Origin of the sequence: Burkholderia sp. BCC0405 (assembly GCF_902833075.1) — a bacterium.
Lineage (GTDB): Bacteria > Pseudomonadota > Gammaproteobacteria > Burkholderiales > Burkholderiaceae > Burkholderia.
Genome location: NZ_CADFEO010000011.1, coordinates 1 through 13,644 on the forward strand (window position 1 = coordinate 1; position 13,644 = coordinate 13,644).

General features: G+C 64.2%; 12 protein-coding genes and 1 pseudogene. 6 read left to right on the forward strand and 7 right to left on the reverse strand.

Annotated features, from left to right (window positions below):
• Positions 1-523 precede the first annotated feature (523 nt).
• Positions 524-1,027 (forward strand): peptidoglycan-associated lipoprotein Pal, encoded by a 504-nt coding sequence (gene pal / locus HWX36_RS19250; RefSeq protein WP_175953709.1) that lies wholly within the window; start codon positions 524-526, stop codon positions 1,025-1,027.
• 51 nt (positions 1,028-1,078) lie between these two features.
• Here the strand turns inward: pal (HWX36_RS19250) and HWX36_RS19255 are convergent, their stop codons facing one another.
• From HWX36_RS19255 to HWX36_RS19280, 6 genes are all read right to left on the reverse strand, one after another.
• Positions 1,079-1,333 (reverse strand): hypothetical protein, encoded by a 255-nt coding sequence (locus tag HWX36_RS19255; RefSeq protein ID WP_175953711.1) that lies wholly within the window; start codon positions 1,331-1,333, stop codon positions 1,079-1,081.
• Complete coding sequence (locus HWX36_RS19260; protein WP_175953713.1) at positions 1,317-3,296, reverse strand: chloride channel protein; 1,980 nt, start codon at positions 3,294-3,296, stop codon at positions 1,317-1,319. Before HWX36_RS19260 ends, HWX36_RS19255 begins: the two co-directional genes overlap by 17 nt.
• Before the next feature lie 31 nt (positions 3,297-3,327).
• Positions 3,328-5,040, reverse strand: coding sequence for an APC family permease (locus HWX36_RS19265; RefSeq protein ID WP_244136453.1), 1,713 nt, complete (start codon positions 5,038-5,040; stop codon positions 3,328-3,330).
• Between the two features lie 23 nt (positions 5,041-5,063).
• Complete coding sequence (locus HWX36_RS19270) at positions 5,064-5,489, reverse strand: MarR family transcriptional regulator (protein WP_096506098.1); 426 nt, start codon at positions 5,487-5,489, stop codon at positions 5,064-5,066.
• A 137-nt stretch (positions 5,490-5,626) separates the two neighbouring features.
• Positions 5,627-6,607 carry an AAA family ATPase gene (locus tag HWX36_RS19275; RefSeq protein ID WP_244136454.1) on the reverse strand — a complete coding sequence of 327 codons (981 nt, stop codon included), beginning with the start codon at positions 6,605-6,607 and terminating at the stop codon, positions 5,627-5,629.
• A gap of 293 nt (positions 6,608-6,900) precedes the next feature.
• A complete protein-coding gene (locus tag HWX36_RS19280) occupies positions 6,901-8,733 on the reverse strand; it encodes an SgrR family transcriptional regulator (protein ID WP_175953715.1) in 1,833 nt (610 codons plus the stop codon).
• A gap of 129 nt (positions 8,734-8,862) precedes the next feature.
• On the opposite strand from HWX36_RS19280, the gene HWX36_RS19285 reads away from it, so the two are divergent.
• From HWX36_RS19285 to HWX36_RS19295, 3 genes are all read left to right on the forward strand, one after another.
• Entirely contained in the window at positions 8,863-9,891 is a 1,029-nt protein-coding gene (locus HWX36_RS19285) for an NADP-dependent oxidoreductase (protein WP_244136473.1), read from the forward strand.
• A 159-nt stretch (positions 9,892-10,050) separates the two neighbouring features.
• On the forward strand, positions 10,051-10,473 hold the full coding sequence (locus HWX36_RS37230) for a hypothetical protein (RefSeq protein WP_244136455.1): 423 nt from the start codon (positions 10,051-10,053) through the stop codon (positions 10,471-10,473).
• Positions 10,474-10,515: 42 nt separating this feature from the next.
• On the forward strand, positions 10,516-11,094 hold the full coding sequence (locus tag HWX36_RS19295) for a hypothetical protein (RefSeq protein WP_175953719.1): 579 nt from the start codon (positions 10,516-10,518) through the stop codon (positions 11,092-11,094).
• A 35-nt stretch (positions 11,095-11,129) separates the two neighbouring features.
• Here the strand turns inward: HWX36_RS19295 and HWX36_RS37795 are convergent.
• A pseudogene (locus tag HWX36_RS37795) lies at positions 11,130-11,249 on the reverse strand (ABC transporter ATP-binding protein); the annotation flags it as partial.
• Between the two features lie 268 nt (positions 11,250-11,517).
• Here HWX36_RS37795 and HWX36_RS19300 point away from each other — a divergent pair.
• On the forward strand, positions 11,518-12,729 hold the full coding sequence (locus HWX36_RS19300; protein WP_175953721.1) for a porin: 1,212 nt from the start codon (positions 11,518-11,520) through the stop codon (positions 12,727-12,729).
• A 403-nt stretch (positions 12,730-13,132) separates the two neighbouring features.
• Positions 13,133-13,624, forward strand: coding sequence for a peptidoglycan-associated lipoprotein Pal (gene pal / locus HWX36_RS19305; RefSeq protein ID WP_175953723.1), 492 nt, complete (start codon positions 13,133-13,135; stop codon positions 13,622-13,624).
• Positions 13,625-13,644: the final 20 nt, after the last annotated feature.

Here is a 13,644-nt window from a genome sequence, read left to right on the forward strand (position 1 = left end):
CACCGGCATGATCATGAACAGGCCGAGCATGCGCAGCGCGAAGATCGCCGCGAGCGACGCGGTCGCGCGCAATTCGGGCGCAGTCATGCGGGAAGACACGGTGGGCGACTGGGACATCGTTGACGCGATTTACCGAACAGATCCAACAACAGACAAAAAAAACCCAGCTGGGCAGCCGGGTTCAAGAGGCTCGCCCCGGCCTTTCGTACCGGGACGGCCGGACGTCGAGTGACGTGAGCTGAGGAAGCACATCTGAATTCACAATTTCGCAGAATTTCCGCATCGTAACATGGCAACTAGTCACGATGTGACATTTCTCCTACTCTAGTAAAGAGTGGTCATCTTCCCGATCCGCGTGAACCGGAAAATCTTTCGATTCGCCCTTCAGTTCATTTACAAAACTCCGTCGCCCGTCAAAAAGGAACCGCTCGGTTCACTGCGCTTCCCGCAGCGATGCCGCGCCCCGTTCCGTTGATCCGCGACCCATTCCGTTCGATCGAACGCCCTCTTCGGGAGACCCGTGATGAAAGGCTTGATGCGATATGCGGTGGTGTTGGCCCTGGTCCTGTTCGGCGGGTGCCATTCCGCGACGAAGACGTCCAGCACTGCCGGCATGATGAATCAGGAGGCCGCAAATGGTCAGGCGATCGGGACGCCGTCGGCCATGGCCGACGAATTGAACAACCCCAACAGCCCGCTCGCGAAACGCAGTATCTATTTCGATTTCGACAGCTATGAAGTGAAGCCTGAATACCAGTCGCTGCTGCAGGCGCATGCCGATTATCTGCGTCTTCATCCGGCGCGACACGTCCTGATCCAGGGGAATACCGACGAACGCGGCACCAGCGAGTACAACCTCGCGTTGGGCGAGCGCCGGTCGCAGGCCGTGCTTCGCACGCTTGAAACGCTCGGCGTGCCCGATTCGCAGATCGAGGCAGTCAGCTTCGGCAAGGAGAAGCCGGTTGCATTGGGCCACGACGAAGCATCGTGGGCACAGAATCGTCGCGCGGACATCGTTTATCGATGACGCTCCCGCCACGCATTGACCGGCGGAAACGGCTCGGCACCGATATCGCGGTCACAAGCCTATGAAGTACGTCCGGACGTCCATCTCGGCGGACCATGACTGCACATCGGAGCGTTCATCGAACTCGACCGGCTTCCCCCGGTAAAGGCAACAATATCCATTCGCCGTTCTGTAGACGATGACCCACTCGCGATCGTCGCTCGCCTCGTCTTCCAGATTGCCGGCCAGCACTTCCCTCCATTCATCAAGATGCAGGGCCACCGCAAGGCGCCGACGCAGAACGGCCAGCTCAACGCTGAGTTTCATGCTGCCCCTCCTTGCCGGCAGGCGTTTCGGCCCGCGTCGGCGCGTGGCCGTCACGATGCCGTGCCCCTGACCGCCGGCTGCGCTCCGTTTCGCGCCGGTTCTCGGGAAAGATCCTGATGCTGCTCGCCACTGCATCCGCGATGTGCTCCTTGGCAATGACCCCGACCACTTCCATTGCGCCTTCTTCTTCAGGCCGGGTCACGACCACCGCCATGGTCGCGTGCTTCTGTCGCAGCTTGCTGATCACATCGAACGCCGCTTCACCCGGCGCGACCACGATGAAATTGCGTTGAGCGAGCGCACCGAGGGTCACCGAAAGATGATCGTGCGAGATGGCCCGGCGCAATCCGGTGTTGATGCGAAGCACGCCATCGATCCGGCCCGATCGCGTGACAACCACGTGGCGGAACGGGGGGCCGTCCAGATTGCCCAGAATGTCACGGAACAGTACCTCGGCGTCCTGCACGAGCACGTCCGTCTCCATCACTTGCGCCGCGCTCTGGACGAGGAACATGTTGGCATGCAAAGCGTTCGGAATCACGTGACCGCGACGCGCGAGCTTGAGCGTATAGATGCTTTCGCGGCAAAGCAGGCGCCGGGTCGCAAGGCTGACCGCCACGGCGATGATCATGGGCAGCACGATGTCGTAGTCGCGGGTCATCTCGAAGATCATCGCGACCGCCGTCATCGCCGCGCCGGTTCCGCCGCCCACCATCGCCCCCATTCCGACCATCGCGAACGCAGGCGCGCTGACGGGTGCCGCGGGCAGTACCGCCTGGACGAATGCGGCAAACGCCGCCCCCAATGCCGCACCGATGAACAGCGACGGCGAGAACACGCCGCCCGAGGATCCCGAGCCGAGGCTGATCGATGTCGCGAGGGTCTTGCAGAGCGCCAGTGTGATCAGGAACAGGCAGCCGCCGAGTTGTCCGTAAAGCAGCGCCTGAATCGTTGCATATCCCACACCTTCGACGTAGTAATGCCCGGCGAAACGCATCAGCAGGTAGATCGTCACCCCGACGAGCGACATCCCCAGCGCGTGACGCGCATAGCGGCCCGGAATACGCTCGAAGACATCCTCGGCAAAATGCAGTCCATGGGTCAGCAGTGCGGCACCGGTACCCGTGACAATGCCGAGCGCCGCATACAGCAGGAGTGTCAGCACACTGCCCGGACGATCGGGAATCGCGCCCAGCTGGGCCGGCACCAGAAACGCCGGCGCACTGCCGAAGAACAACCGTCCGACGAACGTCGCCGTGCCGGTTGCCAGCGCGACGGGAAGGAACGTGTTCACGCTGATTTCGGGCATCATCAGTTCGGTCGCGAACAGGACACCGCCGATCGGCGTATTGAACGTGGCGGCGATCCCGGCACCCGCGCCCGCGGCCACGAGCGTGATGCGCTGGCCGGCAGTCATCCTGACGGCTTGTCCCAGCGTCGAGCCGAGCGCCGAACCGATCTGGATGATCGGCCCCTCTCTACCGACCGCCGCGCCGGTGCCGATGGCGAACGCGGACGCCAGCGATTTCACGATCGCGACCACCGGGCGAATCACCCCGCGCTTGAAGTAGATCGCGTCCATCACCTCGGGCACGCCGTGCCCCTTCGCCTCCGGCGCAAAGGTGCAGACGAGCCACGTCACGACGAGGCCACCGACCACCGGCACCAGTATGACGAACGCCCCCCATACGGAAGGCGGCGTGAACTCGCTCGCGTTGTACGAGGCAGACAATCGGCCGAGGAAAAAGGCGTTGTGCACGAAGCCGATCAAGCCGCGAAATGCCACGGCGCCGATTCCGGTGACGACGCCGACCACGATCCCCAGGCAACTCAGGCGATACATGCCGATCGGCGACGCGTCGTCTTCCGTTTGTGACGAACGCTGGACGCGACCGGTTTCCACGCGAAGCGATGCGAGTTCGCCCGCCGCGCTGTCCTCTCCTCCTGTCGATCCCGATGTCATGACGCCCGCCTGTGTCGAGTGCGTCGATCCGTCAACTGGTCTCGTTCATGCGCACCATCATCTCCGACGTCTCGCCGGCATCGAGCGCACTGCGCAAGGCCAGCGCAAGCACCACCACGCTCCAGGCGGCGACCAGCAGAATGTCCCAGCCGAATCCGATGACGCCCAGGCCGCCGCCGATACCGCCCAGCCACGACAACAGCCACAGCCCGCCGAACCACGGGAGCAACCACGCGATGTGCTGCCAGCCGAAGTCACGCGCGCTACGGCGCAACACGACGTGATGGTGAAGCGCGTAGAGGACGAAGCCGATCGCCACCAGCGAAAACAGGAAGTTGTTGGTCTTGAAGCCGGTCCAGTAGATGACGAGGTTGCTGCACACGAATGCGAGCGGCGCGATCAACCCGGCCCCGCTCATGCGGAACGGCCGCCGCAGTTCCGGCACGTTGCGTCGCAGGACGAGCAGCGCGACCGGCCCCAGCCCGTACGTGAGCACGGTGATCGACGTGATATAGCTCACCATCTGCTGCCACGCCGGGAACGGCATCAGGAACAGCACGCCGACCGCCCACATGATCAGTACGGCCACCCAGGGAATCTTGTTGGCATTCAACCGCGTCAGCATGCGCGGGCCTGCGTCCAGCTCTCCTGACGCGAAGAGGATGCGCGAGCCGCCGGTGACGTACATCAGGCCGGTGCCCCCTGGCGAGACGTAGGCGTCGATGTAAAGCAGCGTGGCCATCCATCCCATGCCGAGGGTCGTTGCGAGCCCCGCGAACGGTCCCATTTCGCCCTTGAAGCTGAGGTTGTTCCAACCGGCGGCAAGATCGGCCGGCGCAAGCGCGTAGATGAACGCGACCTGCAGCAGGATGTAGATGACGGCGGCCAGCAGTACCGCGCCGATCACGGCCAGCGGGATGTTTCGATGCGGATTGGCGCTTTCGCCGCCCAGGTCGATCGCGGTTCGAAAGCCCAGATAGCTGAAGACGATGCCGGCGGCCGGCAGCGCGGTGAACATGCCGGACACATGGTAGCTGCCAGGCGCCGCCTGCATGACGCCCCAATGCGTACTCGCACCCAGCAGGCCTGCAATCGTCAGAAGCGGCACGAGTATCTTCCACCACGTGATGGCCGAGTTCACGCCCAGCAGCCAGCGGATCACCATCAGGTTCAGCAATGCCATGACGCCGAGCAGGCCCGCGCATGCGACGAAGCCGACGGCCGTCAGCAAGCCTGCGCTTCCGGGCTGGATGAACCAGGGAAGATAGTTGTTCGCGTACGTGACGATCGCTTCCGCCTCGACCGCCGGAACCGGCACGTACGCAAGGAACAGGAGGCCGCACCAGATGCGGCCCAGTCCAACGCCATGACTCGCATGGCTCATGTGCACCAGCGCTCCGCTGCGCGGAAACATCGCCGCGAGCTCGGCGAAACACAGTGCGATCAGCATGATGATGACCGCGCCGAGTACCCAGCTGCCGATGCTCAGCGGGCCGGCGATGCGCGATGCGTGATAGGCGCCGAACAACCAGCCGGAACCGACCATGCTGGTCGTGCTGGCGAACAACAGCCCGATGATTCCGGCGTCACGCCGGAGCTTGCCTTCCAGATCGAGGCTCGAGGTCGTGCTCATGTGCCACTCCTTGCAAACGACCTCCCCCTGCTGCGTGTGTGTTCGTTCTCCCGCCCTGCCCGTTATCGCGGCAACCGACCGGTATGACCGGTATCGGCCGTCCCGGGCCATCCGCGCATGTCGACGCCGCGCGCTCAGTTGATATCGGTGACGTCCTGGAAAGCCCAGCCAAACGACTGGATTTCCGACTTGTGCAAAGCCGCAACCTTGCGCAAGCAATCCGCCCCTTTTTCTGTCAGATGGATCTCCACTTGCCTTCGATCCTGCTCGCTCGTCTGGCGCCGGACGAGCCCGGCTGCTTCACAGCGGGTAACGAGCGCCACCGTGCCATGCGAGGACGCCTGCAACCGCTCGGCAATCTCGCCGACTGTCGCCCACGAGCGGTCCGGGAACGCGCAGGTGTGCAACATCAGCATGTATTGCAACGGCGTCAGCCCCTCGGCACGCAGGATTTCCTCCGAGAAACGCAGAAAACGCCGCAGCCGGTAGCGGAATTCGGATAGCTGTTCGAGGTCGTGTTTCGTGGCGCTTGCGCCGGCCTTTCGATTGCTTGCTGCCATCACGAACTCCTGGAACACCGGGAGTTTTCTGGAATCATGTCATCACGTGACCTAAAATATAGGCGCGCGTGAGGGGTAGTGCAAAGTGCTTTCATCGATCGCTACTCTAGTCCTGGTCGCTGCGTGGATTGACCCCATCAACCTGAATCAGTGAGGAGAAGTGGACGGCATTTCGATACCGCTGCTGGTAGCCCTGGCCGTCGTTCCGCCCGGACTATCGATAAGCTCGCATGCGGGAACGGCCAGCCGCGCCGTTGCTCCGGCGCGGAATAGACTGCACGCGAGCCAACCGCTGGCGTCACCCGGTTTCGTACTGAACGCACGCCACCCGGCGGCAACCGATTCGACGCCCGTGCCGGTCTACATTCCCAGCGTAACGTATCACCCCGACGGCTGGGGCGCGCGCTCCAGGTTGGCCGGGGATCGATTCCGGTGGTGACCAGCAGTTCCAGCACCGGCTGCGGCACCGCCGCCGGAATGCCGCTGCCGGCCAGCAGGCGCGCGCTGGCTTCGCGCACGAGCGCGAGTTCGCTGTCGAAATCGAGAATCGGGAACACGGTTTCGAAATCGAAGCGCCGCTTGAGCGCAGCGCTCATCTCGTTCACGCCACGGTCGCGCGTGTTCGCGGTCGCGATGATGTTGAAGCCCTCGCGCGCATACAGCATCCCGTGTTCGCCGTGCAGTTCGGGCACCGCCATCACGCGGTCCGACAGCATGCCGAGCAGGCAGTCCAGCACCGCCAGCGGCGCACGCGTGATTTCCTCGAAACGAACGATCTTGCCGTCGTGCATGCCCTGGTACAGCGGCGCGGGCACGAGCGCGCGCGGGCTCGGCCCTTCGTTGATCAGCAACGCGTAGTTCCGGCCGTACTTGATCGGGTCTTCGGTGATCGATGCACCGCCCTGGATCGTCAGCGTCGACGTGCCGCCGATCGCGGCCGCCAGCAGCTCGGACAGCATCGATTTCGCGGTACCCGGCTCGCCGACCAGCATCAGCCCGCGGCCGGTGGCAAGCGTGACGAGCATGCGCTCGATGCTCGCAATCAGCGCGACGATCTTCGGCGCAATGCCGAGCGCACGATCGCCGGCAATGAATGCGCGGGCGGCTGTCAGGCTCAACTGCCAGCCCGGCGGACGTGGTTGGCCGCCATCCTGCGCCTTCAACTCGGCGAGCTGGCGGCATACAGGACTTCAGCGGGCGGACGCTGCAATGCATGCGGTTGAGACTGAGCCATGTCTGCTTCTTCTTGTCTTGTATTCGCCGCCGGGCTCGAATGCCCTCGGAGCGCGAATTATATCGCCGCGCGCGAGGCCGCGATTCGGTGAATCGGCTTTTGTCATCTCGCGGCCGGGTCGCGGGAGCAGGCGCCCTTGCAGTATTTGCAGAGCCTGCGCATCGCCCGGCGCACGAATCACCGCACCCACAGCTCGGCGAACGACACGAACCCCAGCGGCGCGGCCTCGGCGCCGGCAACGTGCGATGCCAGCTCGATATGCTGGTGCTCGTGCGAGATCGGAATCAGCCACGCCGCATCGACCAGTTCCTGGCCGATGGCCTCGAACTCCGCCATCCGCGCGCGCGGATCGGCTTGCGCCTGGACCGCATGCAGCCGGCGGTCCAGGTCGAGCGCGGCAGCCTCCGGCATCCATTGCCGGAACGTACTGTCGGCCCCAAACCATTCGAAGCATCCGAAATCCTCGTCGTCGTGCAGGATCTCGCTGCCCAGTACCAGGTCGGCCGAATCCAGCCAGTCGCGCCGGATCAACGCCGCATAGGGCAGCGTCAACACACGCAGCCTGATCCCCGCGTCGCGCAGTCTGGCCTCGATCGCACGGGCCAGGACGCGTTCGTCGTGGGTCTGCCCCGTGACCAGCGTGAGTTCGGTGTATTTCGGCACGAAGGGTTCGGCGGATGGCGTCGCGACGCGATGCCGCCAGGCCGGTAGCAACCCGGCCGCGGGCCGCCTCGCGGGATCGTCGTGACCGAACAAACTGGCGGGCGCGAGCCAATCAGCCAGCGCCAGCCGGTCGGCACGCTCGCGGAACGCTTCGCGCGTGGCATTGCAGACCACGTAGGTGCAGCCCGCCTGCACGCGCACGATGCCCTTGTTCTCCGGTGCATGAGACGCGGAGTAGCCGAATCGGAGATCGAATCCGTCCGCCTGCTCGGTCGATGGAAGGAACCAGAGATCCAGTTCGTCAAGCAGCGCGCGTTCGCGATAGTAATCGCCGAATGCCGACAACGTGATCCGGTAGTCGCTGTGGCGCGTCAGCTTGAACGGCCCCGTGCCGATCGGCATGCGCGCAAAATCGGCGTTCCTGTGACGTGGCACGATCGACGCGTTGGCGGCCGCGAGGCGCTGCGGCCAGAGATGATCAACGTCGCCGAGACGACATACGATCCGCCTGCCCTCACCGATTTCCACGTCGAGCAGATGCCGGTACAGGCGCTGGAAATAGCTCGGCTCGTCGCGCATGCGCAGCAAGGTGTACCGCACATCTTCCGGCTCCAGAAGCCTGCCATCGTGGAAACCGACGTTCGGCCTGAGCCAGAAATGCCAGACCCGCCCAGCCTCTTCCTGCTCCCAGTGATGCGCCAGCGCCGGCACGACGCGCTGCGTGTGCCGGTCGAATTCGGTCAGTCGTGAAAAGATCTGCCGCACCAGATGGGCCTCCAGCCGGCTGATCACCCGGTAGGGATCGAGCTCGTCCACCGCCCGATAGAGGGGAATGCGCAGGCGATGGCCGTGCGAGCCGGCAGGATGGATTCCGAGAAAATCCGGAAGCCGCCTCAACAGTTGCTGGCGCTGCTCGTCCCCGAGGCTCGCAAACACCTGCTCCAGCTCACCGTCCGCCAGCAGGCAGGAAAGGCGATCGAGCACCGCGTGCTGCGGGGCAACCAGCATCGTCAGCCTCGAGAAATGGCCACGGCCACGCGCCACCTCCCACCGCAACCACCCTTGCGCCTCCATCTTGCGCAGCAGGCCTCGCACGTTGCGCTCGGTGCAGTTCAACGCCCGCGCCAGTGCCGGCAACCCGGGCTGGCTGCCCTGCTCGTCGAGAAACTCGCCAAGCCGACGAAACTGGTCGATCAGTCGCATAAAAGAGGAAGCAAAAATTTCTGAATTTGCCGTTTTTATTGTGCTTGCCGTTATGCAGAATGTCCACACAAATAAAGCAAATCGATTCAAATTAACCCGCTCAATGCGGGCATGCATCGTTTTGGTGAATTCATGGATTTGCAAACAATGATCTGACTGACAACGAATTTAATTCCCCGCACTTTCGATTCGATCGCCACCGCATAAATATCGCCGCTTCAACACGGCGCCGCCCCGGACGTTATCAATCATTCTGGATAGTTAATGAGCGAAATGAATTTCGGATATCAACCGTCCCACAATACGCTGGTTCATCAGGTCGAACGGCCGCATGGAGAACCACGCCGAGAGCATTTCCGTTTCGTCCGGCAGCCGCTGGCGCCGTTGGCGCCCGGCGAAGTCCTGGTGAGAAACGTGCATTTCTCGGTCGACCCGTATATGCGCGAATGCATGGACGGCGACTGGGCGCTGCATGCGCCGCTGGAAGGACGAACCATCGGCCAGGTGCTGCACAGCGCCGACACATCGATTCGCCCCGGCGACTGGGTATTCCATCGTCAGGGGTGGCGCACCTACGCCCAGGTGGCGGCGCAAGCGCTGCGGGTAATCCGGCCCGCTGACGGGGTGCCGCTCACCGCCTGGTTGAGCATTCTGGGCGGCACCGGATTGACCGCGTGGGTCGCGCTGACCCGCATCGTCCGCCTGCAACCCGGCGAATCCCTGTATGTGTCGGCCGCCGCTGGCGGCGTCGGCACCGCGGCCGGCCAGTTCGCGCACCTGCTCGGCGCGAGCCGGATCGTCGGAAGCACCGGCAACGAGCGCAAGGCGCGGCAATTGACGAGCGGCCTCGGTTATTCCGATGCGTTCGTTTATCGGCCAGGGCATGTCGGCGCGCAATTGCGCGAACGGATTCCCGAAGGTATCGACGTCTATCTGGACAACGTGGGCGGCGAGCAGCTCGAAGCGGCTATCGCCGTCCTGAAAGACCACGGGCGCGCAGCCCTGATCGGCGCGGTCGCGCAATACAGCGCGCTGCAGCCGCCTGCCGCGCCACGCAATCTGTTCGACGTGGTCGGCAAGAGCCTGACGCTGCAGGGCTTCCTCGTGAAGGACTACGCCAATCTGCAGCAGGAACTCGAAGCATTCGCCATTCCTCACCTCCAGCGCGGCGACATCGTCGCCCCGGAGACGATCACGAAGGGCTTCGACAATATCGTCGAGGCATTTCTCGCGATGCTTTCCGGCGGCAATCTCGGCAAGGCCATCGTCAGTGTCGATACCGACGATGCCGGTGCGTTCTGATTTTTGTGTCCGGGTCGACTGCGGATAATCAGCAAATCAAATAAGAACGATTGCCAACTCCGGTCGAGGCATCTTGATTCGGTCAATTAATGATTTTCCGTTCCGGCAACCAAGCGCCGGCCATATCTTTCGTACTGGATGCAACCAAGGGTGGGAATAATGTCTACGGTTGAAGCGAAACTCAACTACGCCCAAGTGTTCGGCGATGTGCTGGATCAACTCAAATCGACGGATGCCTATCGCCATTTTCTGACTTTCTCACGCAGCGCCGGTCATTTCCCGTTGGCGAATTACCAGGGAAAGACGATCGAAGTGTGGTGCAGCAATGACTACCTGGGCATGGGGCAGCACGAAAAGGTGATTGCGTCGTTCCGGCATGCGCTGGAGCAGTTCGGGGCGGGCTCGGGCGACGCGCAGCCGACACGCGCGATCCAGGACCAGTTCTACGGCGAGCGCTCGGGCAAGATTCGCGACCCGTTCGGTTACGATTGGCTGATCGGGCATGCGATCGAAACGGTCGCCCCCGATGAAATGCAGCGGCGTTATACGGCGCTGCTGTCCGGCGACCCGCAGAAAACCTGACCGGCGCACCGCGCGCGCCGGTCGAGCACCCCGACATTCGCGATGCACTATCACCCCGATGACATCTACCGGCTCTACCGGAGCGTGCCGACGCTGCTGCTCAACCGTCCCGCGCCGGCCGAACGATTCCTGGCCGCCGCCGTCGCGACCGGCGCCGAACTCGGGCACGTGCTGCGCGACTACCCGCAGGTCCGCTATCAGCCGCTCGACTTCCACTACCTGTGCCAGCAAAGCCTGTCCGTGCTGGACGACGCGCTGCTGGCCGACCTCACGTGCGACATGCCCGTTGGCTGGCGTGGCGCGCAATGGGCCGCGCTGTTGATCGCGTTATCGGGCGACGCACGCCATTTGCCGCGCCTCGACGAAGCCAGGCGCCATCGCGGCGTCGAGTGGACGGCCGAGCTTGCCGACGCCGCCGTTCACCCGGAAGCCGCGTCCGCCGGTTCTCGTTGCTGCCGGCTCATCGTCGACCTCCGGACCCAGCTCGCATCGCTGCCGCGCGTCGCCGTGCGCCTGAGAAAGCCGTCGCCGCCGGAAATCGCCGCGGCTACGGCGGCGGCCGTCCGAGCCGCGTATCGCCGCGGCGATGTCGCGACGGCGCTGGCGATCGCCCGCGACTAGACACGCAGCGACCGTCCAGCCGCTTTCATCACGGCTTACTCGACGTTGTCCGACACATCCGTCATGCGGATCATGTACGGCCTCACGCCGTCGTCCATTGTCACCGCCTCCTTCGGATGAATCAGCGCCTCGAGCCGCGCCTTCGTCGCGACGAACGGCCCGAAACGGGACTAACAGGGCTACCAGAGCGGTATCGCGCGATCGGCCGCGAACATCGCGTGCCCGTCGCGGCCAAAGCGTGCCCGAGTACGTCGACGGCCGCCGCGCCCGCCGCCTGAACATCGCCCCCTCCGCCTCGCCGCGATTCCGCGCGATTTCGCAGAGGACCTTTCCTGTGCAACGTCTTAATCGACCCGCGCACGATCTCCAATAATGGCCGCTCGATCCGCCGGCCGCCAGGCCGGGAAAACGATAAAAACTCCTATGCATTCCTACAAGATGAACAAGCACACCAGCACGCGACTCGCGGGGACCGCCATTGCCACCTGCCTGACCGCCCTCGTGTCGGGCGGCGTACACGCACAGAGCAGCGTGACACTGTACGGCCTGATCGACACGTCGATCACCTACGCGACCAATCAGCGCACGCACGGCGCCGGCTCGCCGGGCAGCGGCGCCGTCGCGATGACGAGCGGCGCATTGAACGCGGCGCGCTGGGGGCTGCGCGGCCGCGAGGATCTGGGCGGCGGGACGGCCGCGGTCTTCACGCTCGAAAACGGCTTTTCGGGCACTACCGGCGCGCTGTCGCAGAAAGGCGTCGACATGTTCGGCCGCCAGGCATGGATCGGCCTGAGCTCGAAGACTGCCGGCGCGCTCACGTTCGGCCGCCAGTACGACCTGATCCTCGATTTCGTGACACCGCTCGGCGCGTCCGGCCCCGGCTGGGGCGGCAACCTCGCGGTGCACCCGTACGACAACGACGATTCGAACCGCAACCTGCGCATCAACCACGCGGTGAAGTACACGAGCCCGACGTACCGCGGGCTGAGGTTCGGCGCGATGTACGGGTTCTCGAACACGGCCGGCCAGTTCTCCAACAACGCGGCGTGGAGCGCGGGCGTGTCGTATGAGAACGAGCCGCTGAAGCTCGGCGCCGGCTACCTGAAGATCAGCCGCGACCGCAATGCGCCGAACCCGAATGGCGCACTCGGCACGGCCGACGGCTCGGCGACGATCACCGGCGGCAACCAGCAGATCTGGGCCGCGGCCGGCCGTTATGCATTCGGGCCGCATTCGGTCGGCGTCGCGTGGTCGCACTCGACCACCGACGGCGTGACGGGCGTGCTCCAGGGCGGCAGCATCGCACCGCTGAAGGGTGAATCGCTGGTGTTCGACAACTTCGCGGTCGACGGGCGCTTCTCCGTCACTCGCGCATTGAGCCTCTCGGCCGCATACACGTACACGATGGGCCGCTTCGACACGCGCACCGGCCAGACGCGCCCGAAATGGAACCAGGTCGTGGCGCAAGCCGACTATGTGCTGTCGAAGCGCACCGATGCGTATCTCGAAGGCGTCTACCAGAGCGTGAGCGGCGGCAACGGCAATCCCGCGTTCAACGCGACCGTCTGGACGCTGACGCCGTCGGCGAACAGCAACCAGGTCGTCGTCGCACTGGGGCTGCGGCACAAGTTCTGACGACGCGACGTGGAGCGGCGCAGCACAACGCTGCTGCGCCGACCGCGCAAGGCATGCATTCCCGTACCGCCCGATCGTCGTGCCCCGAGCCGGAAAGGCCGCGCCCGTGCGCGGCCTTTTCGCCGTGGCATCGCCCGCACGGCGGCAAGAATGCCGCCCGGCCTGTCGCGTCGGCGCAAAAAAATGCGGAGAAACTGGTCACGCTGTGACATTTTTCCTAATCTGTTTGCAGCGACGCCGAGATTTGGCGTTTCGGCCGCGACACTCTTTCATATGGCGCACCACCGGCTTACGAACATGATTCACGTCATGGCGCCGGACCTTTCGCGCTGTTGCGGCCGGATACGGACGTGCCGATCGCACGCCCCACGCGTTCAACGCAGTCAACCGCAGGAGACGAACGATGAGCAAAACGAACCGATTTGCGGTCCTGGCAACCGTGGTACTGCTGGCCGGTTGCCACCACGCGGCCAAGACGCCCGAGAATGCCGGCATGGCGCCGACGCCCTCGAGCGAAGCCGTCGCAACGGTGACGGCCGACGAGCTCAACAATCCGAACAGCCCGCTCGCGAAGCGCAGCATCTACTTCGATTTCGACCAGTATTCCGTCAAGCCCGAATACCAGTCGCTACTGCAGGCGCATGCCGACTACCTGCGCAGCCATCCGGCGCGGCACGTGCTGATCCAGGGCAATACCGACGAACGTGGCACGTCCGAATACAACCTCGCGCTCGGCGAACGCCGTTCGCAGGCCGTGATGAGCGCGCTCGAAACGCTCGGCGTGCAAGCCTCGCAACTCGAGGCGGTCAGCCTCGGCAAGGAAAAGCCGGTCGCGCTCGGTCACGACGAGGATTCGTGGGCGCAGAACCGCCGCGCCGATCTCGTCTATCGTTGATCGCGGGCCGCCGCGACGGC

Coding starts and splice junctions, on each gene's coding strand:
- pal (WP_175953709.1), top strand. CDS start 524: ATGAAAGGCTTGATGCGATATGCGGTGGTGTTGGCCCTGGTCCTGTTC.
- HWX36_RS19255 (WP_175953711.1), bottom strand. CDS start 1,333: ATGAAACTCAGCGTTGAGCTGGCCGTTCTGCGTCGGCGCCTTGCGGTG.
- HWX36_RS19260 (WP_175953713.1), bottom strand. CDS start 3,296: ATGACATCGGGATCGACAGGAGGAGAGGACAGCGCGGCGGGCGAACTC.
- HWX36_RS19265 (WP_244136453.1), bottom strand. CDS start 5,040: ATGGCCCGGGACGGCCGATACCGGTCATACCGGTCGGTTGCCGCGATA.
- HWX36_RS19270 (WP_096506098.1), bottom strand. CDS start 5,489: ATGGCAGCAAGCAATCGAAAGGCCGGCGCAAGCGCCACGAAACACGAC.
- HWX36_RS19285 (WP_244136473.1), top strand. CDS start 8,863: ATGAATTTCGGATATCAACCGTCCCACAATACGCTGGTTCATCAGGTC.
- HWX36_RS37230 (WP_244136455.1), top strand. CDS start 10,051: ATGTCTACGGTTGAAGCGAAACTCAACTACGCCCAAGTGTTCGGCGAT.
- HWX36_RS19295 (WP_175953719.1), top strand. CDS start 10,516: ATGCACTATCACCCCGATGACATCTACCGGCTCTACCGGAGCGTGCCG.
- HWX36_RS19300 (WP_175953721.1), top strand. CDS start 11,518: ATGCATTCCTACAAGATGAACAAGCACACCAGCACGCGACTCGCGGGG.
- pal (WP_175953723.1), top strand. CDS start 13,133: ATGAGCAAAACGAACCGATTTGCGGTCCTGGCAACCGTGGTACTGCTG.